Annotated in this window: 24 protein-coding genes; 17 read left to right on the top strand and 7 right to left on the bottom strand. The window is 68.3% G+C overall.

Translation table 11 applies throughout. The features are described 5' to 3' along the window. Window positions 1-74 precede the first annotated feature (74 nt). Both DI276_RS37670 and DI276_RS37665 read left to right on the top strand, forming a co-directional pair. On the top strand, window positions 75-1,235 hold the full coding sequence (locus DI276_RS37670; RefSeq protein WP_112272698.1) for a glycosyltransferase: 1,161 nt from the start codon (window positions 75-77) through the stop codon (window positions 1,233-1,235). A 42-nt stretch (window positions 1,236-1,277) separates the two neighbouring features. Then, on the top strand, window positions 1,278-2,327 hold the full coding sequence (locus DI276_RS37665; protein ID WP_112272696.1) for an Hsp70 family protein: 1,050 nt from the start codon (window positions 1,278-1,280) through the stop codon (window positions 2,325-2,327). A 13-nt stretch (window positions 2,328-2,340) separates the two neighbouring features. On the opposite strand, the gene DI276_RS37660 is transcribed toward DI276_RS37665, so the two are convergent. Then, entirely contained in the window at window positions 2,341-3,552 is a 1,212-nt protein-coding gene (locus DI276_RS37660; protein ID WP_157985191.1) for an aminotransferase class V-fold PLP-dependent enzyme, read from the bottom strand. Window positions 3,553-3,708: 156 nt separating this feature from the next. On the opposite strand from DI276_RS37660, the gene DI276_RS51550 reads away from it, so the two are divergent. After that, entirely contained in the window at window positions 3,709-3,963 is a 255-nt protein-coding gene (locus tag DI276_RS51550) for an AfsR/SARP family transcriptional regulator (protein WP_198681164.1), read from the top strand. Further along, the gene (locus DI276_RS37655; protein ID WP_198681163.1) at window positions 3,927-6,659 is read left to right on the top strand and encodes an ATP-binding protein; all 2,733 of its coding nucleotides are present in this window, start codon (window positions 3,927-3,929) and stop codon (window positions 6,657-6,659) included. The genes DI276_RS51550 and DI276_RS37655 overlap by 37 nt, the downstream gene beginning before the upstream one ends. Before the next feature lies 1 nt (window position 6,660). Here the strand turns inward: DI276_RS37655 and DI276_RS37650 are convergent, their stop codons facing one another. Next, window positions 6,661-8,121, bottom strand: a complete 1,461-nt coding sequence (locus tag DI276_RS37650) for an alkaline phosphatase family protein (RefSeq protein ID WP_112272690.1) — start codon at window positions 8,119-8,121, stop codon at window positions 6,661-6,663. An 86-nt stretch (window positions 8,122-8,207) separates the two neighbouring features. After that, complete coding sequence (locus DI276_RS37645) at window positions 8,208-8,654, bottom strand: winged helix-turn-helix transcriptional regulator (protein ID WP_112272688.1); 447 nt, start codon at window positions 8,652-8,654, stop codon at window positions 8,208-8,210. 76 nt (window positions 8,655-8,730) lie between these two features. Between DI276_RS37645 and DI276_RS37640 the strand changes: the two genes are divergently transcribed. The 3 genes from DI276_RS37640 to DI276_RS37630 all read left to right on the top strand — a co-directional run bounded on the left by DI276_RS37640 (window position 8,731) and on the right by DI276_RS37630 (window position 11,403). Beyond that, complete coding sequence (locus DI276_RS37640) at window positions 8,731-9,243, top strand: GNAT family N-acetyltransferase (protein ID WP_157985190.1); 513 nt, start codon at window positions 8,731-8,733, stop codon at window positions 9,241-9,243. A 24-nt stretch (window positions 9,244-9,267) separates the two neighbouring features. Next, complete coding sequence (locus DI276_RS37635) at window positions 9,268-9,732, top strand: NlpC/P60 family protein (protein WP_112272683.1); 465 nt, start codon at window positions 9,268-9,270, stop codon at window positions 9,730-9,732. A 201-nt stretch (window positions 9,733-9,933) separates the two neighbouring features. Next, the gene (locus tag DI276_RS37630) at window positions 9,934-11,403 is read left to right on the top strand and encodes a hypothetical protein (RefSeq protein WP_157985189.1); all 1,470 of its coding nucleotides are present in this window, start codon (window positions 9,934-9,936) and stop codon (window positions 11,401-11,403) included. A gap of 63 nt (window positions 11,404-11,466) precedes the next feature. On the opposite strand, the gene DI276_RS37625 is transcribed toward DI276_RS37630, so the two are convergent. From DI276_RS37625 to DI276_RS37615, 3 genes are read right to left on the bottom strand one after another with little or no spacing between them, the layout of a single operon-like run. Then, window positions 11,467-11,895, bottom strand: a complete 429-nt coding sequence (locus DI276_RS37625; protein ID WP_157985188.1) for a hypothetical protein — start codon at window positions 11,893-11,895, stop codon at window positions 11,467-11,469. A gap of 25 nt (window positions 11,896-11,920) precedes the next feature. Beyond that, entirely contained in the window at window positions 11,921-12,364 is a 444-nt protein-coding gene (locus DI276_RS37620) for a hypothetical protein (RefSeq protein WP_112272677.1), read from the bottom strand. Between the two features lie 57 nt (window positions 12,365-12,421). Further along, window positions 12,422-13,327, bottom strand: a complete 906-nt coding sequence (locus DI276_RS37615) for a nucleoside hydrolase (RefSeq protein ID WP_112273422.1) — start codon at window positions 13,325-13,327, stop codon at window positions 12,422-12,424. 125 nt (window positions 13,328-13,452) lie between these two features. Between DI276_RS37615 and DI276_RS37610 the strand changes: the two genes are divergently transcribed. The 10 genes from DI276_RS37610 (at window position 13,453) to DI276_RS37565 (ending at window position 21,338) form a co-directional block, all read left to right on the top strand. After that, the gene (locus DI276_RS37610) at window positions 13,453-14,718 is read left to right on the top strand and encodes a Gfo/Idh/MocA family oxidoreductase (RefSeq protein ID WP_112272675.1); all 1,266 of its coding nucleotides are present in this window, start codon (window positions 13,453-13,455) and stop codon (window positions 14,716-14,718) included. 10 nt (window positions 14,719-14,728) lie between these two features. Then, window positions 14,729-15,997, top strand: coding sequence for an ABC transporter substrate-binding protein (locus tag DI276_RS37605; RefSeq protein WP_157985187.1), 1,269 nt, complete (start codon window positions 14,729-14,731; stop codon window positions 15,995-15,997). 2 nt (window positions 15,998-15,999) lie between these two features. Next, window positions 16,000-16,899, top strand: a complete 900-nt coding sequence (locus DI276_RS37600) for a carbohydrate ABC transporter permease (protein ID WP_408610619.1) — start codon at window positions 16,000-16,002, stop codon at window positions 16,897-16,899. Continuing rightward, window positions 16,896-17,723: a carbohydrate ABC transporter permease gene (locus DI276_RS37595; RefSeq protein ID WP_198681162.1), complete on the top strand. Its 828-nt coding sequence runs from the start codon at window positions 16,896-16,898 to the stop codon at window positions 17,721-17,723. The genes DI276_RS37600 and DI276_RS37595 overlap by 4 nt, the downstream gene beginning before the upstream one ends. After that, the gene (locus tag DI276_RS37590) at window positions 17,720-18,190 is read left to right on the top strand and encodes a hypothetical protein (RefSeq protein ID WP_112272671.1); all 471 of its coding nucleotides are present in this window, start codon (window positions 17,720-17,722) and stop codon (window positions 18,188-18,190) included. Before DI276_RS37595 ends, DI276_RS37590 begins: the two co-directional genes overlap by 4 nt. Window positions 18,191-18,195: 5 nt before the next feature. Further along, a complete protein-coding gene (locus DI276_RS37585) occupies window positions 18,196-19,242 on the top strand; it encodes a Gfo/Idh/MocA family protein (RefSeq protein WP_112272669.1) in 1,047 nt (348 codons plus the stop codon). A gap of 19 nt (window positions 19,243-19,261) precedes the next feature. Continuing rightward, window positions 19,262-19,795, top strand: coding sequence for a hypothetical protein (locus DI276_RS37580; protein WP_112272667.1), 534 nt, complete (start codon window positions 19,262-19,264; stop codon window positions 19,793-19,795). A 180-nt stretch (window positions 19,796-19,975) separates the two neighbouring features. Then, window positions 19,976-20,179, top strand: a complete 204-nt coding sequence (locus DI276_RS37575) for a cold-shock protein (RefSeq protein ID WP_086665400.1) — start codon at window positions 19,976-19,978, stop codon at window positions 20,177-20,179. Between the two features lie 77 nt (window positions 20,180-20,256). Then, entirely contained in the window at window positions 20,257-20,829 is a 573-nt protein-coding gene (locus DI276_RS37570; protein ID WP_112272665.1) for a P-loop NTPase family protein, read from the top strand. Continuing rightward, entirely contained in the window at window positions 20,826-21,338 is a 513-nt protein-coding gene (locus DI276_RS37565; protein ID WP_232837197.1) for a Rossmann-fold NAD(P)-binding domain-containing protein, read from the top strand. The genes DI276_RS37570 and DI276_RS37565 overlap by 4 nt, the downstream gene beginning before the upstream one ends. Window positions 21,339-21,341: 3 nt before the next feature. Here DI276_RS37565 and DI276_RS37560 read toward each other — a convergent pair whose 3' ends face one another. After that, window positions 21,342-21,788 (bottom strand): hypothetical protein, encoded by a 447-nt coding sequence (locus tag DI276_RS37560; protein WP_112272663.1) that lies wholly within the window; start codon window positions 21,786-21,788, stop codon window positions 21,342-21,344. Between the last annotated feature and the right edge of the window lie 107 nt (window positions 21,789-21,895).

Here is a 21,895-nt window from a genome sequence, read left to right as displayed (position 1 = left end):
CCGACCGGGGGACTTGCCGCAAGACCCCGGGGTTCCCGCACAATTCGTGGCCTCGAAGCAAAGGGGGATCCACAATGCGGTTTCTGGTGTCCACGATCGGTTCCCGGGGAGAGGCGCAGCCGATCACCGCGCTGGCCGTGCAGCTGCAGGAGTTGGGCAACGACGTGAAAGTCGTTGCTCCGCCGGATTTCGAAGAGCTCGTGACCGGCAGCGGAATCGACTTCACGCCGGTCGGTCCGCGCCTGCGCAACCGCACGGCCATCGCCGCTGACCCCGCTGAGCTGCGACGTCTCGCCGAGGAGTCGGTGCGGGAGCAGTTCCGGGTGATCGGCGCGGCAGCACAGGAAGCGGATGTCCTGGTAGCCGGCGGTGCATTGCAACACGCCACTCGTTCGGTGGCGGAAAGCATCGGCGCGCATTACGTGTACGCGAGTTTTTGCGCGAACACACTACCGTCGCCGTTTCACGCACCGCCCGCGATGTTCGGTCAGGTTCCGGTGAACGGAACACCCGAGGAAAACCTCGCGCTGTGGGACCGGCAACGCCCTCTCTTCGGGCTGGCCGCGGACGTCATCAACGCCGAACGCGCCAAGCTGGGGCTCGGTCCGATCGACGACGTCCGCGACCACATCTTCGGCGACGCTCCGTGGCTCGCCGCGGACCCGTTGCTCGGCCCGTGGCCAGGCCCCGGCGAACTCGTCACGACCGGCGCCTGGCTGACCGACGACCAACGCCCTCTAGGTGCGGACCTCGAAGCGTTTCTGAACGACGGCGAACCACCTGTCTACTTCGGGCTGGGCAGCATGTACGGCACGCAGGACGCCGCGCACGAGGCGATCGAGTCGGCCCGCAAGCTCGGCAAACGCGTTGTGCTGCAACAAGGCTGGGCCGACCTGCAGCTCGCCGACGACGCACCGGACTGCATCGCGATCGGCGAGGTGAACCAGCAGGCGTTGTTCCGCCGGGTCGCCGCGATCGTGCACCACGGCGGCGCAGGCACCACGACCACGGCAGCGGCGGCCGGCAAACCGCAGATCGTGCTGCCCCACATGTACGACCAGTACTACTGGGGCAGCCAGGTCGAACGGCTCGACATCGGCCGTTCGGCTCCCGCCGTGACCACCGAAGTGCTCGGCGAAGCGCTCGAACTGGCCGAGCAGGCCGCGGAGGTCGGTGCCCAGGTCCGCACGGACGGTGCGCGGGTGGCTGCGGAACGGTTGAACCGGGCCAACTGAGACGTACGTGTTGTGGGTGTCCGCGCATGAGGGAGACCCGCTATGCCGTATCAGGTTGGGCTCGATCTCGGAGCCGCAGGCACCACGGTCGCCACCGACCGCGGTGTCACCACCTGCAACCAGCGAAGAACGTGCACCGAGGCCAGGGAGATCACGCGGGTCCTCGACGACCTGGCGGCCAGGCGCGGTGAGCCGCCCAGCCGGGTCGCCATGACGCACCCGTTGACCTGGCCGCACGAACACCTCGAACAGGTGCGACAGGACCTCATCGACGAAGGGCGCGCGGACGTGTTGTTCGTGCCGGCGCCGCACGCCGCCGCGATCGCGTTCGACGACAACGCGCAGATGCCGGAGCACAGCGCGGTCGCGGTGTTCGACTTCGGCGCCACCGCCGCCGACATCACGCTGCTGTGCAAACAAGGGGTGTTCCTGCTCGTTGGGCGACCGGAGCGGGTCGAGATCGGCGGGTTCGACCTCGACGACCTGGTCGTGGAGCACGTCGTCGCGAAGATCGGGACGCACAGCCCTGAGCTCGTGCAGAGCTGCATCGAGGCGAAGGAGCTGCTCGGCAGCTACCCCGAGGTCCGGATTCCGGTGCTCACCGACGACGAGGTGCGCGAGGTCAGGCTCAGCAGGCTGGAGTTCGAGGCGATCATCCGGCCGTCCGTCGAGCTGGCGGTCGCCGCCCTGGAACGCGTGGTGAGCACAGCCGGGCTGTGCGCGCCCGACGTCATCCTGCTCGTCGGCGGATCGGCCCGGATTCCACTGGTGGCCAAGGAGATCTCGGCACGGCTGCAGATCCCGGTGCTGCGGGCGCCGGACGGTGTGACTGCGACTGGCGCGTATCTCGAAGCCAGGCAGCTGGAACCCGAACCCGCCGCGGAACCGGTGGTCTGGTTGCCGCAGCCGCGCGAGGAAACCAGGACCAGGCGGCACGTTCCGACCACGCCGTTCATCGCGGCCGGGCTGCTGGCGCTCGTGCTCGGCGGCGGGTGGGCCGCGCACGAGGCCATGGACCGGCCGGAGGTCATGATGGAGACGACCAGCGTGGAGCTGGCGCCACCGGGAACCGCTGTGCTGCCGAGGTTCTAGAGCTGCCCGAAATCTAGAGTGAACGGATCTCCTTCAGCGTCCGGTCGATCTCCGCCGGGGTGTTGAGGATGGCCGTGCCGATTCGCGCGTACGGGATGCGGTAGGCCGCCGTGGTGATCTGGATGCGCTTCTCCTTGAGCCGCCCGACGACTTCGGGGCCAGGCTGTCCCGGCACGTCGAAGCACACCATGCCCGCGGACATCCGCGGGTCGCGCGGCGTGTGGATGACGACGCCGGGGATCTCGGCCAGCCCGTCCTTGAACCTCGTTGCCAGCTCGGTGATGCGGGCCGCCACCCGGCTGCGGCCCAGGCGTTGGTGGAACTCGACGGCCGCGCGGACGGCGTAGTACTGCTCGAACGCGTGGAAGCCGCCGGGGCCGAGCAACGCCGTCTCGCTGCGGTCGCTCAGGCTCGGCAGCAGCGGCACGATCTGGTTGCTCACCTGGGGGTTGACCCACACCATGCCGGTGCCGCGCGGCCCGAACAGCCACTTGTGCGTTCCTGCAACGAAAACGTCCGCGCCCAGCCGCGCCGCGTCGTCGTCGACCGCGGCCAGTCCGTGGACACCGTCGACGACGAGGAGACAGCGGTCTTCCGGAGAACGGCCCTTGTTGGCCTCGGCGACAACCTGCGCGCACGCCCGCACCGGCATTCGAACGCCCGTGCTCGACTGCACCCACGTGATGCCAACGGCACGGGTCTGCGGCGTGATCGAGTTGCGCAACCGCGACGCGACCTCGTCCTCGGTCACCGACGCCGAGTTCGCGTACAGCGTGCCGATCCTGACCTTCGCGCCGACCCGGTCAGCGGCCAGTTGCGCTGCCTGCCGGTGCCACGCGTGGTCCTGGTCGGTGAGCAGCAGCTCCTGGTCTCGGCGCAACCGAAGGCCGCCGTAGACGATCGACAGTCCGATGGTGGTGTTGGGCACGAACGCGATGTCGTCGGGTGCGCCGCCGACGTACTGCCCCAGCGCGACGGCCACCTCCTGCGCCTGGTCCGGCATCAGGTCGTGCGAGTTGGCGTCGAGTTTGCGCTTGAACGTCTCGACCGCGGACCGCACCTCGCGCGGGTTCGACGCCAGGTAGAACAGCCCCAGGTTGATCAACGTCGGGTCCAGCCGGAACTCGCGGCGCACGGCGCCCCAGTCCGTGCCCTGCGCGGCCGACGCGGCCGTCGGCGTGACGGCGAGAAGTCCGGTCCCCACGAGGAAGTCTCGACGATCCATGCCCTTCATGGAACCACGGAACTCCCGCTGAAACGTGTCGTAACGAGCGAGAATGAGGCATGCTCTTCAGCGCACCGAAAGGTGCACTGGGGGATGGGGGTGAGCGTGCGAGCGCTCGTGCTTGGACCGATCGAGGTTTGGGTCGGGGACAGACAGGTGAGCCTCGGCGGACCGAAGCCGAGAACGTTGCTGGCGGCCCTGTTGCTGCAACCGCGTCAGGTCGTGCCGGTGGAGCGGTTGATCGACCTGATCTGGGACGAGGCGCCGCCGCAGACAGCGGGCGCGCTGGTGCACACCTACGTGTCGTCGTTACGCCGTGCCGTCGGGAAGTCGCTGGTCACGAGGGCACCTGGGTACCTGGGTACCTGCTGGACGTGGACAGCGACGTCGAGCAGTTCAACCGGCACCTGACCACGGCGCGGCAGGCGGAACGGGCGGACGACCCGGCCACCGCGATCACGCACTACCAGCACGGGCTCGCGTTGTGGCGCGGTCCGGCGTTGCACGGGGTGGAGTCGGCGTTCGCCCGCGGGCACGCGCTGACGCTGGCGGAGTCGAGGCTCAGCGCCGAGGAGGGGCTCGGCCGGTGCGAGCTGGCGCAGAGCCGGGTCGAGGACGCGATCGCGCGGTTGTCGGCGCTGGCCAACGAGCACCCGGCGCGTGAGGAGACGCGTGAACTGCTGATGCGGGCGTTCCACCGCGCCGGACGGCAGGCGGACGCGCTCAACGTCTACCGCGAGGCGCGCGAGTACCTGCTCGACGAGCTCGGCATCGAGCCGGGCGAGAAGCTGCGGGACCTGCAGACGGCGATCCTCAACGGCACGCTCGAGATCGACGTGCCGAAGACGGTGGTGGTGTCGGCACCGGCCGTGCCGGCGCAGCAGGTCGTCCCGCACCACCTGCCGCCCGACATCAGCGACTTCACCGGCCGCGAGGAGGCGTTGAAGCAGGTTCTCGGCCTCACTGAAGACACTGCAGGCCAGGACAGCACCGCGACGCCCACCGTGGTCGTGTCCGGGTTCGGCGGGGCGGGCAAGTCCGCGCTGGCGGTGCACGCCGCGCATCTGCTGCGCAAGTCGTATCCGGACGGGCAGCTGTTCGCGGATCTGCGCGGCGCGGGCCGGGATCTGGAACCGCAGGAGGTGCTCGGGCGGTTCCTCGGCCTGCTCGGCATCCCCGGCCAGGACCAGCCCACCGCACCGGACGAACGGGTCGAGCTGTACCGGCGCACGGTGTCCGACCGGCGGCTGGTGATCGTGCTCGACAACGCCCGCAGCGAGGCCCAGGTCCGGCAGCTGCTGCCGGGCAACGCGAACTGCTTCGTGATCATCACCAGTCGCAGCAGGCTCACCGGGCTGGAGGGCGCCGAGCCGATCGAGCTGGGGTTCTTCGACTCCTCGGTCAGCGAGGAGATGCTCGGCCGGATCGTCGGTGCCGAGCGGATCGGCGCGGAACCCGAGTCGGCGCGCCGGATCGCGGAGCTGTGCGGCGGTGTGCCGCTGGCGTTGCGGGCGGCGGGCGCGAAGCTGCTGGCACGGCCGCACTGGCCGTTGAAGACGCTCGCCAAGCGGTTGTCGGACGAGCGAAGACGGCTGGACGAGCTGGAGACGGGCGACCTCGCCATCCGGTCGTCGCTGAAGCTCAACTACTCGGAGCTGGACGCACAGCACCGCAAGGCTTTCCACCTGCTGTCGTTGCTCGACCTGCCGAACTTCGGCGCCTGGGTCGCGGCACCGTTGCTGGACATCTCGCCGTACGACGCGGAAGACGTCGTCGAGCACCTCGTCGACCTGCGGCTGGTGGACGTCGCCGGGGTCGACCAGATCGGCCGCGTGCGCTACCGGTTCCACGACCTGGTGCAGCTCTTCGGCGTCGAGCAGGCCGCGCAGGAACCCGCGACGGAGGCCGTGACGCGCCTGCTGAAGACCTGGCTCGCCCTCGTCGAGACCGGCGTGCAGAAGCTGCCGCGCGTGACTTTGGGGCTGCGGCCGCAGTTGCACACCGAGATCGAGCTGGACCCGCGGCTGGAAGAGGACGTCGAGGAAGATCCGACCGGCTGGCTGCACGCGGAGACAGACGCGGTCGTGCGTGCGGTCGAACGGGCGCATGCCCTCGGCGTCGACGAACTCACCACCACCGTGATCACGTCACTGCTGTCGTCGCCTTTCGCAGCACGCAACGAGTTCGGCAACTGGCAGCGCACGCACGAGGTGGCGCTGCGGTCGGCCCGCGAACGCGGCAACCGCCGGGCCGAGGCCGTGCTGCTGGCCGGGATCGGGCAGTTGCGCTACGAGCAGGACGACTTCGCGGCCGCGCTGACGAGCTTCCAGCAGGCGGCGGAGATCGCGGCCGAGATCGACGAACCGGAGACGCTCGCCGTCGCGTGCGTCGGCATGGGCACGGTGTACCGCGACCTGGCCGAGTTCGAACGCGCCCGCGAGCTGCTCGACCAGGCGATCGCGTTGGGGGACAAGGGAGTGGTCGCGGCGGCCAGCTACGGCGTCGGCGCGATCCACCGCGACCACGGCGGCCTGGCGGAGGCGACGCGGGCGTTCGAGCGGTGCGTCGAGCTCTACCAGGCGCAGGACGACCAGCGCGGTGCGGCGCTGGCGTTGCGCGGCTTGAGCTTGTGCCACCGCGCCGCGGGTGCGTTCCCCGAAGCCGTTGCGCTGAGTCGGGAAGCCGAGCAGGTCCTGCGCGAGGCCGGCGACGAGCTCGGTGCCACGTACGCGGCCCAGTCGTTGGCGAAGGCGTTGCTGCGGGCGGGCGAACTCGACAGCGTGGACGACCTTTTGGCCGAGTGCCTGGAGGTCTGCACGCGCCAGCGCGACCGGTTCGGCGTCGCGTTGATGACCCGGACGCTCGGTGAGGCCGCGCTGGCTCAGGGCCGGGACGACGAAGCGTCGGCACTGCTCGAGGACGCACTCGGTCAGTGGACCGAGCTGGGGCTGCCGATCTGGCGGGCACGGACGATGCGCGATCTCGCCGCCGCGACTGGCGACGACGAGATGTGGTTGCGGGCCAAGGAGTTGTTCACCCAGCTCGGCGCACGTGAGGCCGGCGAACTGGAAGGGTTGAGCGCCACCGCGTGGCGCTCAACCCTTTAGCTCACGACAGGCGCGGGGCGTCCACGGCCCAGTACCAGTTGTTGCCGGCGTCGAAGAGCCGCCACGACGCTGTGACGGTTCGGGCACCCGACGGGACGGTCACGGTCAGCGAGATCTGCTGAGCGAGGCCGTCCACGTTGTGGGTCTTGACGATCTGCGCCGGGCCGCCGTCGAACGACACGCTGACCGTGCCGGTCTGCGCGTCCTCCTGCCGGTAGTGCGAGCCGTACTCGAGGCGGACGCTCGACTTGCCCGTGACGTCGTAGGCGGGCGAGGTCATCGTCGAGTCGAACTTGCCGCGCGACGACGGCGAACCCTTGTCGTCCCACTCGTCGGGGTCGGCGACCGCGAAGACACCACGCGCACGCACGTTCACCTCACGCTGTTGTGAAGGCGCGGTGCGGGTCCAGAAGTCGTCGGTCGTGAACGACCAGCCCTGCCACTCCGCCACACCCTGCGGCATCGACGACGCCGTGGTCACCGTCCAGCCCGCCGGACCTCGGTGCGTCCAGCCGAGAACCGAAGCAGGCACACCGGTTTCGTCCTGGCGCGGCTGCAACGTCACCGAGTCGAACGCGTCGAGCGGCGCGGTGCCGAGCGCGTAGCCGTCCGACGAAGCCGAAACGTTGAGGTGTTTCAACGCGGTTGCCGCCACGTCGACCAGCTTCGGTGCCACCGCGGGACGTGCCGAGCCCGTGGAGATCGCGAACGTCATCCGCTCCTCCGGCGAGTCACCGCCGTGGCCGCCCGCCGCCGTGTGGCCGTGGTCGGTGGTGAGCATGATCAGCCAGTCCTCCGCCGCGTACGACGGCCGCGACTCGATGGCGCTGATCAGTCGGCCGATCTGCGCGTCGTTGGTGCGCATGGCCGCGGCGTACTGAGAGGAGTCCGCGCCGTGGTCGTGGCCCGCGATGTCGATCTGGCCGAGGTACACGAACGACGCGTCCGCCGCGTTGGTGCGCAGGTGCTGCTCGGCGTCGACGGTGATCTTCTCGTCGCTGCCGGTGTAGCCGGCCGTGTCGCCGTCCAGCACGTACTTGCGGTCCTGGCCATTGCGGAGGATCTGGTCGCCGATCGGCTTCCAGTCCACCGCCGCGTACGTCGACAGGGCCGGGTTCGCGGTGTTGGCCCGCTCCAGCCAGCTCGGGTGGGACGCCAGCGCGTTGCCGGCGAAGGAGTTGTCCTTCACCTTGTGCTTGTCCGGCCACACGCCGGTCAGCACGGTCGACCAACCGGGGCCGCTGGAGGTCTGGGCCATGCCCGACCCGTACAACGCGCTGCGGGCGCCGTAGCCGCGGTCGAGCAGCGCGTGGATGTTGGGCGTGTCAGCCGACAGCAGCTTGTCGTAGCGGGCGCCGTCGAGTCCGATGACGAGCACCTTCGGCGTCTTCGCGGGTTCCGCGACGGCGGCCGGGGTGATCAGCAGCAGGGGCAGCAGGAACGCAAGAGCAGCTCTTGTCATGACAAGCACACTTGCGTTCTGCAATCGGCTTCAGCAACTGCCTGGATCTCGAGTTCACCCAGGCTTCGGCAGTTGTCAGTACAAGTTTACGAACGCGCCGTCACCTGCACGTCCCGCGCGGTCAGCTCGGCTCCGCAGTCGGTGCACTCGACCTTCGCCCGCACGCCGCCGCCGCAGTCGCGGTGGTGCAGGTGGAACGACTCCTCTTCTTCGGGAGCCATCCACTTCTCGCCCCACGTGCGCAGCGCCATCAGCACCGGGTAGAGGTCCTTGCCCTTCTGGGTGAGGCGGTACTCGTACCGTGTGCGGCCATCGTCCTGATAAGGCACGCGCTTGAGCACGCCCTCCTGTAGCAGCACGTTGAGGCGGTCGGTCAGCACGCTGCGGGAGATCTCCATCGTCGTCTGGAAGTCCTCGAAGCGGCGGGTCCCCAGGAAGATCTGGCGGAGCAGCAGCAGCGTCCAGCGCTCGCCCAGCAGCGCTGCGGGACGGCTCAGGGTGCAGGGCATGCTGGCGAAACTCGCGTACGACATGAACCAAGGATATCCCTTGCGTTCGTTTTTCGAACTCAGCTACAGTTCGGATTCCGAACCCAGGGGGCTGATCCTCATGCGCGTCACCGAGCTCGACCGCGACACCGCGCCGGAAGCTGTCGACGCCGTGTTCGAAGGACTGTCCGCACGAAGCCGCTACCTGCGCTTTCACTCCCCGACGCCGCGTCTGACCGCGTCCGCCCGGCGGGTGCTGGTCGACGTGGACGGCGAGCGGCACGCGGCCGTGTGCGCCCGGATCGGCGGCGACCCGGTCGGCATCGCCCGGATGATCAAGACCAACGAGTGCGCCGCGGAGATCGCGGTCGCCGTCGTCGACCTGTGGCAACGACGCGGAGTCGGCCGGCGGTTGCTGGAGGAGCTGACCTCGGTCGCGGCCAGGATGGGCGTCGCCGAACTGCACGGCGACGTGCTGCCGGACAACGAGGCCATGCTCGCGCTGGTCCGCAAGGTGCTCCCCGGCGTGCGGCTGACCAGGGAAATCGACACGATCCAGCTGAGCTACCCGCTCGCCTGGGTGACCGCGGAGATCACGGACGCCGACCTTATAGACAGCTTGCAGGGGATTTAGAGGTCGTGCGCCGACCATGGGCGCGTGACCATCGCACGTGCCGCCGGCCGCCTGATCAGCCGCTCCGAGATCGTGGAGCGCGCCTGTTCCTGGCTGCGCGACTCGGTTCCGTACAGCCAGACGAAGTTCCACCAGAACGAGCACGGCATCTACCGCGCCGACTGCTCGGGCTTCGTGTCGATGGCGTGGGGCCTGCCGGGTAGACCCGAGGGCCGGCACGGCGGGCTGGACACGCGGGGCCTGGTCCTCGTGAGCAGCCTGATCTCGCCGGAGGAGCTCAAGGCCGGCGATGTGATCATCCGCGCGGAGGGCACCAACCTGACCAGGCACGTCGTGATCTTCGCGGCGTGGGCGGAGGAAGCCGACCGGTACTGGGCGTACGAACAGGCGGGCGGCCACCGCACCCGCCTGCGCTCCGTCACCTATCCGTACGAGGCCGGCGCCCAGCTGTACGCGCCGCGCCGCTACGTCAACGTTCGGGAACCGTGAACGAGCAGTCGCCCGCACGGGCGGAGTTCGCTGCCCGCGGGTTCGGCCGGCCGTTCACCGTTGACCGTCCGGCGAGTCTTCTGCCTCCGGTAACCGCTCCGCAGCAGGTAGTTCAAGATCGTCACCCAAGTGGGCAGTGAGTCGGAACTAGGGACGTTCGACTGGACCAAAATCTCACATCGTCTTGCTACGGTGGCCCGCATGAAGTCGTGGGGGATGTTGGCGGTCGCCGCAGCGGCCATCACGTTCGGCTCGACGCTGGCGATGCCAGACGTCGCGGTCGCTGCTGCCGAGGGCGGGGTGGTCTGCGGGACGTACGAGGCCAACTCAAAGATCACGCGGTCGGAGGTCCTGGCGCGGTCGCGCACGTGGATCAGCGCCCGCGTGCCGTACAGCCAGAGCGACTGCTTCGGCAACAAGTACGGCGCCTACCGCACCGACTGCTCCGGCTTCATCTCGATGGCCTGGGGCCTGCGCATCTCCTACACGACCCACATCCTCGAGCAGGTCGCGCACCGCATCGACTGGGACGACCTCCGTCCCGGCGACGCGCTCAACGACCGCGAGAACCACGTCGCGCTGTTCATCGGCTGGGCAGACGCGGCCAAGACCCGGCCGATCGTGCGCGAGCAGGCCGGTCCGGACGGCTCCCGCCCGGTCCAGCGCGTCTGGAGCGCCAGCACGGCCAAGCGGTACGTGCCGCTGCGCTACAACGGCCTCGTCGAGGCCGGCGGCGACGGCACCACCAGCGACACCCCGGTGACGGACAAGCCCGTCGTCAACGCCGGCCCGCAGATCTCCAACACCGGGCAGCAGCAGCTGGAGATCTACGCGCGCGCCGCGGACGGCACGATCATCACGAACTTCCACAAGACGAGCCGTTGGAACGGCTGGCAGCAGCTCGGGCCCGAGCTCTTCGCCGGTGACCCGGTCGCGCTGATGAACCCGCAGACGAAGATCGTCGAGGTGTTCGCGCGCGGTTCCGACGACAAGATCTACCGCCGCGTCGACGGCAAGTGGGTCGCGCTGGGCGACACGGCCGTCGCGGGCGAGCCGGTCCTGTTCTGGAACGACAAGACCAAGGCCGTCGAGGTCCTCGCTCGTGGCGCGGACGGCGCGCTGCTGCGCTTCACGGACAAGTGGGCGCCGGTGGGCGATGCCAGGATCCAGGGCAACCCGGCTGTCGCCGACCAGCACCTCTACGCGCGTTCCGCCGACGACAAGCTCGTCAAGTGGGACGGCGAGAAGTGGCAGGACCAGGGCGAGACGAAGATCGTGAGCGACCCGAGCGTCGCCGTCGACCAGGTCTTCGTGCGCACCGCGTCCGGCAGCGTCGAGCAGTACGCGGCGGGCGTCTGGAAGTCGCTGGGCGGCAAGGGCACCGGCGCGCCGTCGGCGGTGTTCAACACGACGACCGGCTCGATCGACGTCGTGCAGCTCGGCGAGGGCGGCATCGTGGAGCACGCCCGCGCCACCGCCAACGGCTTCACCACCTGGGCCAAGCTCGGCACCACGAAGGTCGCCGAGGCGCCGACCGCGATGTACCACGCGCAGACCAAGACGGTCGAGGTCTTCGCGCGGACCGACGACGGCAAGCTGCTTCGCCGCTTCTACAAGGAGAAGGCGGGCTGGAGCCAGTGGGCGCTGCTGAGCGACCGCGCGATCAGCTGACCTGACGAACGCGAGAAGGGCCGCGACTGATCTTCAGTCGCGGCCCTTCTCGCATGTCCTGGCTCAGCAGTTGAGGTAGATCTCGTTCCACGTCGCCTGGAGCTTCGCCTGGTCGTCGGTGAACGAGGCCTCTTTGTACGCCTTCGCGGCGAGTCGGCACTTGTCCGCCCTGGCGATCTCGAACCTGGTGGTCTCGCGCTCGTTGCGGGCCTTGGCCGCCGCTTCCTCGCTGGCCTCTGCCTTCTCCCACAGGTCGGTGATCTCGCGGTCCTGCTGCTCGATCACCTTCACCATCTCGACGGCGTTCTTCCGAACGATCAAGAAGAACGTGACGGACACGCCGGTCGCGCAGAACAGCAGCGCGGCGATGACGGCCAGCACCACGACAGCGGTCTTCTTGGACCGCACCGGGGCGGCCGGAGCCGCCGCTGGTTGCTGCTGGGCCGGCGGCGCGAACACCTCTGCCAGTGACGCCCGTTCGGGCTCACTCATGGTTCTTCTCCCGGAGATTCTCGGGTCAGCAGGTGGTGAAGATCTCCGTCATGGCCTTCTCGCCCTTGGTGTCGTCCTGCGCGAGGGCGGCCTCCATCAGCGACTTCGCCGCGGTACGGCACTTCTGCGCGGACGCGGCGTCCGTCTCGGCCTTCTTCTGCGCGTCGACGGCCTTGGCCGCCTCGTCCTTGCCGGCCTTGACGTCCTTGGTCAGGGTCGCGATCTCGCGGTTCTTCTCCTCGACCTGCTTGGACAGGTTGGACGCGTCGCCCTTCGCGCCGAAGTAGAGCGCGCCGAACGTGCCCGCCGCGCCGAGCAGCAGCACGGCGATGACCGCGAGCACCACGACGCCGGTCTTCTTCGGAGCCGGAGCCGGAGCCGGCGTGGGCGTGGGCGTGGCGGGCTGCTGCTCGAAGGCAGGCGTGTACGCCTCGAACTGCGTCTGCGCAGGCTGAACAGGATCAGTCATGGTCTTTCCCCCAGGTGTGATGCACTCGGACCTATCATCGCGCAGGGGTCAACGCCGTTACGTGAGTCGGGCCACAGCGTCGATCACCAGGTCGAAGAACCGGTCCACGTCGAGTCCCACGGCCACCTGCGCGTTCGGTTTCCGGCCCAGCCTGCCGTGCAGGTCGACCACGGTCGCACCGCGGGTGAACGTGCCGGTGGTTTCGACGCCCACGAACGCCTCGACGCACGTCACCAGCGTCGGGTCGATCACCCGCGCCACCGCCACCGGGTCGTGCAACGGCGGTGCCGCGAACCCGAACACCTCGCGGTAGGTCGCCGCGAAGAACGTCATCAGGTCGCCGCAGATCCGCCCCAGCGGTCCGGTGTCGTTCAACCGCGCCACGACTTCCGGCGTCACCAGCGCCTGGTGCGTCACGTTCAGCCCGATCATGGTGACCGGCACGCCGCTGTCGAAGACGATCTGCGCGGCCTCCGGATCGACGTACATGTTGAACTCCGCGTACGGCGTGGTGTTGCCGCGCTCGGTCGAGCCGCCCATCAACACGATCTCGCGCACCGCTCCGGTTCCGTAGCGGGTCAGGTACGCGGCCACGTTCGTCAACGCCCCGGTCGCGACCACTGTGGCCGGCATGTTCGCGTGCATCACGTCGATCGCGTGCTCCTCAACCACGCCAACGGAAACCGAGCCGAACGCCGGTCCGTCCATTCCGGACTCACCGTGGATGTCCTCCGCGACGTACAGCGGCCGCACCAACGGCCGGGCGCAGCCGCGCGCGATCGGCACCGAAATTCCGGCGGCCGAACAGATCCGCTGCGCGTTCAGCGTGACCTTGTCGAGGGTCTGGTTGGCGGCGACGGTGGTGATCGCGCGCAGGTCGATCTCGGGTGAGCCGGCGGCGAGCAGGATCGCGATCGCGTCGTCGTGGCCGGGGTCGCAGTCGAGCACCACAGGGGTTGGCATGACGTCTTCATACGGACCGGGACGGTTCATGTCCATGAAACAAGCGAAAAGGTTTTCGTAGAACCTTGACGAGGTCAGGGCCGGTGCGGCTAGCGTGTGGAAACCGTTTACCGGGGAGGTTTGCGATGGCTCGCAGGCGCTACGCCGTGGTCGGCACGGGCTCACGGGCGGAGCGGCACATCCACGCCATCGCGGTCGAGCACGCGGCCACCTGTCAGCTCGTCGCGTTCGCCGACGTGAACCGCACCCGGATGGACGTCCACAACGACCGGCTCGTTGAGCTGGGGGTCGAGCCGGTCCCCACGTACGACGCGGGCGACTACCTGAAGATGCTCGAGGAGCAGCAGGTCGACGTCGTCGTCGTGACCACCGTCGACCGGTTCCACGACCTGTACGTCGTCGAGGCGCTGGACGCCGGCCGCGATGTCGTGACCGAGAAGCCGATGACGACGGACGTGCCGTCGGCTGGCAAGATCCTCGACGCGGTGCACCGCAACGACGGCAACGTCACCGTCACGTTCAACTACCGCTACAACCCGATCCACGAGAAGGTCCGCGAACTGCTCGCGGACGGTGCGGTCGGCGAGATCGGGTCCGTGCACTTCGAATGGCTGCTCGACACCCGGCACGGCGCCGACTACTTCCGCCGCTGGCACCGCGACAAGGCCAACTCCGGCGGCCTCATGGTGCACAAGGCGACGCACCACTTCGACCTGCTCAACTGGTGGGTCGGGTCGACTCCGGAAACCGTGTACGCGCACGGCCGGTTGTTCTTCTACGGCGCGGAAAACGGCAAGCGTCACGGTTACACCGACGACGACCGGTTCGCCTTGAAGCTGGAGCAGAACGCCTGGCTCAAGAAGCTCTACCTCGACGCGCAGCACGAGGACGGCTACCGCCGCGACCAGAACCCGTTCGAGCCCGGTGTGTCCATTGAGGACGACATGTCGGTGCTCGTGCGTTACGCCAGCGGCGCGAACCTGACGTACCACCTCACGGCCTACTCGCCGTGGGAGGGCTATCGGCTGATGGTCAACGGCAGCAAGGGGCGACTCGAACTGGAGGTCGTCGAGAACTCCTGGGTGTCGAGCCAGCAGCCGACCGTGCACGGTGTGAACGCCAACCCTGAGGACGGGTGGGCGAAGCTCTCCGTGCAACGGCTGTTCGAGGAACGGGAAGAGATCCCGCTGGAGTACGACCGGGATGGTCACGGCGGCGCCGACCAGCGCATGGTCGACGCGCTGTACGGACCGCCCGGACAGGAAGACCCGTTGGGACGCAAGGCAACGCACTACGACGGCACCCTCTCGCTGCTGACTGGTTTCGCCGCCAACCGCAGCTTCGAGACCGGAGAACCGGTCCGCGTCGTCGACATCATCGATCTCCGATGAGAGGAGACCTGTGAAAGCGCACAAGGTTGTGGGCTTGCTGTTGTGCACAGTGCTGGCGGCGGCTGGTTGTGGCGGCGGATCAGCGAGCAACGGCCAGGCCGAGATCCGCTTCATCTGGTGGGGCAACGACGACCGCGCCAAGGTGACCAACGAGGCGGTGAAGCTGTTCGAGAGCCGCAACTCGAACATCAAGGTCGCGACGTCGTTCCAGAACTTCCAGAACTACTTCGAGAAGCTCTCCACCGAGATCGCGGGCGGCAACGCGCCGGACGTGATCCAGATGGACTACCGCTACCTCAACGAGTACGCGGGCCGCAACGTGCTGCTGGACCTCACCCCGTACGTGGGCAAGGAGATCCGCACGACCGACTGGAACGCCGGCTTCATCGGCAGCGGCAAGCTGAACGGCAAACAGGTCGCGATGCCGTTGGCGCAGAACGCCACCGCGATCGTCTACGACCCGAAGCTGTTCGAGGCGGCCGGAGCCGAGGCACCTGCGATCGGCTGGAGCTGGGCCGACTACAAAGAACGCTCGGCGAAGATCCAGGCGAGCACCGGCGGCAAGATCGCCGGCGCGACCGACTTCGGCGGTACCGAGGACGTCTTCGAGACGTGGCTGCGGCAGCGCGGCAAGAAGCTCTACGCCGACGACGGCGAGCTCGGTTACGCGAAGGACGACCTGAAGGCGTTCTGGCAGCTCTCCAAGGACTTCCGCGACGGCAACGCCACCACGCCGCCGGAGCTGGTGACGACGCTGAACGCCGGTGCCGAGCAGACGCCGATGGGCAAGAAGCTGTCCGCGTCCGAGCACACCTACGACAGCCTCTACGGCGGCTACAACACCGTGCGGCCGAACGAGCTCAAGCTGGGCCCGTACCCCAGCGACAGCAAGGAAACCCTCGGCTCGTACCGCAAGCCGTCGCAGCTGATCAGCGCGTCCGCCCGCACCAAGAACAAGGACGCGGCGGTCAAGTTGATCGACTTCCTGCTGAACGACCCGGATGCGGGCAAGATCCTCGGCGCGAACCGCGGCCTGCCGGCGAACCTCAAGATCCGCGAGGCCGTGGCGCAGAACCTCAGCGGCGCCAACAAAGTGATCTTCGAGTACCAGAAGTCGGTCGACGCCAAGCTCGGCGACGCACCGGCGGCGCCGCCGAAGGGTGACGGCACGATCTACAAGTTGATGCAGCGCAAGCACGAAGAGGTCGTGTTCGGCAAGAAGACGATCGACCAGGCGTTGGACGAGTTCTGGCGCGACGCGGAAGAAGCGCTGAAGTAGTGGTGCTCGCCGAGCGGGTGTCTCCCGCACCGGTGCGGTCGGTCGCCGAGGGCGCGCCCCCTCGGCGGCCGAAGAACTCGCAGGGCGTCGCGTACCTGTTCCTCGGGCCGTGGCTGCTCGGCGCGATCGGGCTCACCGTCGCGCCGATGGTCGTGTCGCTGTACCTGTCGTTCACCGACTACGACCTCTTCAACTCGCCGCAGTGGGTCGGCCTCGACAACTACGCGAAGCTCTTCGGCGACGATCCGCGCTACCTGGACTCGGTCGTCGTCACGCTGAAGTACGTCGTGTGGTCGGTGCCGTTGAAGCTGGTGCTGGCGCTGGCCGTCGCGTTGCTGCTGAACTCGTTGCGCGGCAAGGGACAGGCATTCTTCCGCTCGGCCTTCTACGCGCCGTCGTTGCTCGGCGCGTCGGTCGGGCTGGCGCTGGCCTGGCGGGCGATCTTCGACACCTGGGTCGACACGCCGGACTACGCGCTGATCACCATCGTGCTGTTGTCGGCGTGGCAGTTCGGTGCGCCGATGGTGATCTTCCTGGCCGGCCTGCAGCAGATCCCGCGCGACCTGTTCGACGCGGCCGCGGTGGACGGCGCGGGCTGGTGGCGGCGACTGTGGTCGATCACGCTGCCGATGCTGTCGCCGGTGCTGTTCTTCAACCTCGTGCTGGAGACGATCCACGCGTTCCAGGCGTTCACCCAGGCGTTCGTGGTGAGCGGTGGCCGCGGCGGACCGGCCGACTCGACCCTGTTCTACACGCTCTACCTGTACGAGCGCGGGTTCACGGAGTTCCGCATGGGCTACGCGTCGGCGATGGCGTGGGTGCTGCTGGTGGCGATCGCGTTGATCACAGCGGTGCTCTTCCGGACCTCGCGGTACTGGGTGTTCTACGGAGACGAACGGTGAAGCGCGTCGCGGTTTTCGTGCTGTGCCTGGCCGGACTGGCGTTGGTGCTGTACCCGATCGTGTGGTTGATCTCGGCGTCCTTGACCCCGGTCGAGGACCTGGTGTCGAACCTGCGCTCGCTGTTTCCGGGGCGTGTGACCACCGATGGGTACGCCGGCGCACTGGAAGGTGCGGGCGGCGAGTCGTTCTGGACGTTCCTCGGCAACTCCACGATCGTGGCTTCGGGTGCGGTGGTCGGCAACGTCGTGTCGTGCTCGCTGGCGGCCTACGCGTTCGCCCGGCTGCGGTTCCGGCTCTCCGGCCCGCTGTTCGCGTTCGCGCTGGTCACGATCATGCTGCCCGCGCACGTCACGTTGATCCCGCAATACGTGGTGTTCCAGCAGCTGGAGATGATCGACACGTTCGTGCCGCTGATCCTGCCGAAGCTGCTGGCGACCGACGCGTTCTTCGTGTTCCTGATGGTCCAGTTCATGCGCGGGATCCCCTACGAGCTGGACGAGGCGGCGAAGATCGACGGGTGCGGGCCGATCCGCAACTTCCGGTATGTCGTGCTGCCGCTGTCGCAGCCCGCGATGGTGACGACCGCGATCTTCACGTTCATCTGGACCTGGAACGACTTCTTCTCGCAGCTGATCTACCTGTCGTCGACCGAGAACTACACGATCCCGATGGGGTTGCGGCTGTTCATCGACCAGACGTCGTCCTCGTCGTACGGGCCGATGTTCGCGATGTCGGTGCTGTCGCTGGTGCCGATCGGGCTGTTCTTCCTGGCGTTCCAGCGGTTCCTGGTCGCCGGCGTGGCCACGACGGGGCTGAAGGGATGAACCGGCTGGAGTCGCTGGCGGATGCCCTCCTGGTGGGGTTGTTCGTGTTCGTGGCCTCGCTCCCACTGGTGACGGCCTACTCGGCGTTCGGGACGGGCTGTGCCGTCCTGCGGGGCGGTCTTCCGGCCGGGCGGTTCTGGTCGCGGTTGCGGGTGCAGTGGGCGCCGGGGGTGGTGTTCGCGGTGCTGTGGGTGGTGCTGGTGGTGGACGTGCTGCTGGTGCTCACCGTGTTGCCTGCGCCGTGGTTCGTTCGTGGCGGCGTTCTGCTCGCTTCGGCGGCATTCGGGGCACTTCTTCTTGATCAAGCGCGTCTTGGCTGGCGCGGCGCATTGAAATTCGCGGCACCTAGTCCGATGCTGATGGCCGCGTTGGTGGTCGCCGGTGTGCTGGTGTGGGCCCTGCCTCCGCTGGCGCTGGTGATCGCCGGACCCCTGGCGCTGGCTGCGGAGTCCACCCGAGAAGGGTGAGGACGATGCGTGTTGCGCTGGTCGGGGCGCGTGGGCACGGAGCGCGGCACGTGGAGAACCTGCTCCGGCTCGGCCACGACGGGACAGCGACCTTCGTGGGAGTCGTGGACGTCGCCGACGTCGACGTGCCGGTGCCGTCCTACCCGGATCTGCCGTCGCTGGCCGCCGAGCTGCACCCGGAGATCGTGGTGATCTCGTCACCGCCGTCGACGCACCGCGATCTCGTGTTGAGCGCGTTCGCCCTGGGCTGCGACGTGCTGGTGGAGAAGCCGGCGGTGTTGTCCGTGGCGGACTTCGACGAGATCTCGGCGGCTGGTGCCGCCCGCGGGCTGGTGTGCCAGGTCGGGTTCCAGTCGCAGGGGACCGGCTCGTACCGGCGGCTCTGCTCGTTGATCGGGTCCGGTGCGCTGGGCGACATCTCGGGCATAGGGGCTGCCGGGCGTTGGGTGCGCTCGGACTCCTACTACTCGCGTGCTGCGTGGGCGGGGCGGCAGGGCGAGGACGGGACCTTGGTGAACCCGTTCGCGCACGCCCTGCAGAACGTGTTGTTGCTCGCCGACGTCGAGGAGCGCACGGATCTCGGCGTCGAGCTGGAGCTGTTCCGGTGCCGCGACACGATCACCGCCGACGACACGGCCTGTGTGCGCGTCACGGCCGATGGCGCGCCTCCGGTGGTGGTCGCGACGACGCTCTGTGCGTCGACATCGTTGCCACCCGTGGTGCTGGTGCACGGGTCGTTGGGGCAGGCCGTGTGGTGGTACGACGACGACCGGCTGACGGTGAACGACCACCGGATGGCCGTCTCCCCGCCGGTGGACCTGCTGGAGAACCTCATCCGGCACCGGCAGACCGGCGAGCCGCTCGTGGCGCCACTGGCAGCTGCGCGCGCGTTCACGTCCGTGGTCGAGGCCTGCAGCAAGGCGGACGTGTCGCTGGTGCCCGCCCGCCGCGACGGCGAGCGGGTCGTGCTGGACGGCATCGACGAGGTGGTCGTGCGCGCTGCGGAGAAGATCGCGACCTTCACCGAGCTGGGCTGCGGTTTCGGGCGGTAGTCTCCCGCCGGGTCCGCTCGTGCACCGGGAGTTTGCGTTGGACACCTACATCGACCTGAGGGACGTCCGGCTGACCGGCTACGTCAGCCAGGGCCTCATCGCGCTGGTCGCCGTCGCGTCCGTCTGGGGCACGATCACCGACTGGCAGGGCGGCTCGTCCTCGTGGAGCTTCCTCGCCATCGTGCTGATGGTGCCCGCGGCGGTCGCGTCGTTCCTGTGGTTCCGCAGCGCCACCCACAACGCCGAGGCGATCGCCCTGCACGGCGTGCGGACGGTGTCGCAGGTGTGGCGGGCGAGCGATCCGGGACAACGCGAGGTGCCGTTCGACCAGCGCGTGGCCAGCCCGTTGATCAAGCCGTGGCAGTACGCGTTCCTCGCGATGGTGCTGTGTGACGTGTTCGAGTCGTTGATGCTCGACACACCTGTCTACGTGGTGTTTTCCACGCTTTCCACGTTGTGCGCGCTCGGTGCGGCCGGGCTCGCGTGCTTCCTGATCTGGCGGATCACGCACATGCAGGAGCGGTTCGCGGTGCCTCAGCGGAAGCGCCGGTAGCTGTCAGCCGACATGGGGTAGACTGTCTGACGGTTGCGGTTTTGTGTTCGTGTCATTTCACGCTCGCCGAACTTCAGTTGCGAGCGCTTCTCCTTCTTCACGGTTGGGGCGGTCGGCTCACGACCAACCACGGAGCAGCCGTAAAGTGCGGCTTGCTCTTCAGTATTGAAGGAGCAGTACATGGCTAACGGCACCGTCAAGTGGTTCAACGCCGAAAAGGGCTTCGGCTTCATCGCCCCCGAGGACGGCGGCGCTGACGTCTTCGTCCACTACTCGGCCCTCAACGGTGGCGGCTACCGCAGCCTCGAGGAGAACCAGAAGGTCTCGTTCGACGTCACGCAGGGCCAGAAGGGCCCGCAGGCGACGAACGTCACCGCTCTCTGACGCGGCTTGATTGAAGGCAGGGCCTCCGGTGTTCCGGGGGCCCTGTTTTCGTCTTGTGCTTTCGCTAGCCTGGCTCGATGCCGTTGCTCGGACCAGCTGATCCGCTGCCGCACGTGCCCCGGCGCATCCTCGTCGCAGGCAACACCGGATCCGGCAAGTCGACGCTCTGCCGGCGCATCTCCTCGTCGCTCGACCTGCGGCGAGTGGAGCTGGACAGCCTCTACTGGGGTCCACAGTGGACGCCGAGACCCGAGTTCCTGGCCGACGTCCTCGCGTTCGCCGACGAGCCGGCCTGGGTCACCGAGTTCCAGTACCACGACGCCCGGCCGGTGCTGCTCAAGCGCGCGGACACCGTGGTGTGGCTCGATCATCCGTTCGCGACCGTGATGGGCCGGCTGGTCAGGCGCACGGTCAGACGTCGCGCGGGCAGGGTGGAGTTGTGGAACGGTAACCAGGAATCGTCGCTGTGGTCGGTGTTCACGGACTCCGAGCACATACTGAGGTGGGGCTGGAAGACCTACCGGCGCAACCGGGACAGGGTGCTCGCCCTGGTCGACGAGATCGTGGTCGTGCGGTTGTGCGGGCAGGGGCAGGTGGAGCGGTGGCTGGCCGGGCCGCTGGCCTCGGTCGGGGAGGAGCGTGCTCGGTGAGAACGGCTCTGGTGCTCGGCGGGACCGGCATGCTGGCCGGTTGCGCGCAACGGCTGGTGGAACGCGGGTGGCAGGTGCTGCTGCCGTCGCGGACCCAGCCCCTGATGGCCGACTCGGGTCCTGGCCGGGCGGCGCGGGCCTCGATCTCGCGAGGTCATCGGCCGACGTGGGTGCGCGCCGACTGGGCCAAGCCGGCTGAGCTCGCGTCGGAGGTCGAGTACGAGCTCGCCGGACGGCCGGTGAACCTGCTGGTCGCGTGGGTGCACGACAGCTATCGCGAGGGTGTTCTGCGGGCTGTGGAACGTCTGCTGGCCGAGAACGCGCCCGTGGTGGAGGTGCACACGCACGCGCCGGTGCCGGACCCGGTGCTGTCTCATCCGACGCAGCAGGTGCTGCTCGGTCACTTCGCCCACGACGCCGCGAAACGCACGAGCCGTGCCGTACTGGACGCCGTCGAACGGGCGTTGGAAGGGCGGGCGCCCTCGCTGCACTACGAAGACGCCCGCTGACCGCTACTTGACGACCTTCGCGCGGCCGATCTCGGCCTGCACCTTGATGCCCGCTGCCACGTCCACGAGCTGCTTCACCACAACGTCCTCGTTGCGGATGTCGGCGATCTTCTGCTTGGTCTTCGTGGTGAACTCGAACTCCTCGACCGCCGGTGGTGCGATCTCGGCGACCTTCTGGAAGTCCTTGCTGAAGTCCACGATCACCGTCGCGTTGTCGAGCACCTGCACCTGGTAGTCGTCCGGGTCGGTGGCGGCGAACCCCTTCTGGAACTTGCCGGTGACCTTGATGCCGTCGGCTGTCTCCTCGAAGTCGAGGACACCGTCGACTGGGGAGAACAGGGCTTCCTGGAAGTCGGCGGTGGCCGTCACGGGCTCGGCGGCCACCGCCGGCGTCGTCGTGAGGGCGGCGGACACGAGCAGTGCGGCGGCGAGACTCAGCAGTTTCGGCATCTCTTGTTCGTACCGGCGGCCATTTAGCCCCGCACGACCAAACGCATCGCTCGATCGGGCAGTAATCGGTTACGCTCCACGCCGCTGTCGGGAGCGCGACTACCTGG

Source organism: Lentzea terrae, from assembly GCF_003265345.1.
Classification (GTDB): domain Bacteria; phylum Actinomycetota; class Actinomycetes; order Mycobacteriales; family Pseudonocardiaceae; genus Lentzea; species Lentzea terrae.
Note: the sequence above shows the minus strand (reverse complement) of the source record. Positions and strands in the feature narration are given on the sequence as shown.

What these genes read in the sequence shown, in the direction of transcription:
- DI276_RS37640 (WP_157985190.1), top strand. Translation starts at nt 8,731, where the DNA reads ATGCGCGTCACCGAGCTCGACCGCGACACCGCGCCGGAAGCTGTCGAC.
- DI276_RS37670 (WP_112272698.1), top strand. Translation starts at nt 75, where the DNA reads ATGCGGTTTCTGGTGTCCACGATCGGTTCCCGGGGAGAGGCGCAGCCG.
- DI276_RS37570 (WP_112272665.1), top strand. Translation starts at nt 20,257, where the DNA reads ATGCCGTTGCTCGGACCAGCTGATCCGCTGCCGCACGTGCCCCGGCGC.
- DI276_RS37560 (WP_112272663.1), bottom strand. Translation starts at nt 21,788, where the DNA reads ATGCCGAAACTGCTGAGTCTCGCCGCCGCACTGCTCGTGTCCGCCGCC.
- DI276_RS37625 (WP_157985188.1), bottom strand. Translation starts at nt 11,895, where the DNA reads ATGAGTGAGCCCGAACGGGCGTCACTGGCAGAGGTGTTCGCGCCGCCG.
- DI276_RS37660 (WP_157985191.1), bottom strand. Translation starts at nt 3,552, where the DNA reads ATGGATCGTCGAGACTTCCTCGTGGGGACCGGACTTCTCGCCGTCACG.
- DI276_RS37645 (WP_112272688.1), bottom strand. Translation starts at nt 8,654, where the DNA reads ATGTCGTACGCGAGTTTCGCCAGCATGCCCTGCACCCTGAGCCGTCCC.
- DI276_RS37610 (WP_112272675.1), top strand. Translation starts at nt 13,453, where the DNA reads ATGGCTCGCAGGCGCTACGCCGTGGTCGGCACGGGCTCACGGGCGGAG.
- DI276_RS37650 (WP_112272690.1), bottom strand. Translation starts at nt 8,121, where the DNA reads ATGACAAGAGCTGCTCTTGCGTTCCTGCTGCCCCTGCTGCTGATCACC.
- DI276_RS37590 (WP_112272671.1), top strand. Translation starts at nt 17,720, where the DNA reads ATGAACCGGCTGGAGTCGCTGGCGGATGCCCTCCTGGTGGGGTTGTTC.
- DI276_RS37585 (WP_112272669.1), top strand. Translation starts at nt 18,196, where the DNA reads ATGCGTGTTGCGCTGGTCGGGGCGCGTGGGCACGGAGCGCGGCACGTG.
- DI276_RS37575 (WP_086665400.1), top strand. Translation starts at nt 19,976, where the DNA reads ATGGCTAACGGCACCGTCAAGTGGTTCAACGCCGAAAAGGGCTTCGGC.
- DI276_RS37665 (WP_112272696.1), top strand. Translation starts at nt 1,278, where the DNA reads ATGCCGTATCAGGTTGGGCTCGATCTCGGAGCCGCAGGCACCACGGTC.
- DI276_RS37630 (WP_157985189.1), top strand. Translation starts at nt 9,934, where the DNA reads ATGAAGTCGTGGGGGATGTTGGCGGTCGCCGCAGCGGCCATCACGTTC.
- DI276_RS37615 (WP_112273422.1), bottom strand. Translation starts at nt 13,327, where the DNA reads ATGCCAACCCCTGTGGTGCTCGACTGCGACCCCGGCCACGACGACGCG.
- DI276_RS37620 (WP_112272677.1), bottom strand. Translation starts at nt 12,364, where the DNA reads ATGACTGATCCTGTTCAGCCTGCGCAGACGCAGTTCGAGGCGTACACG.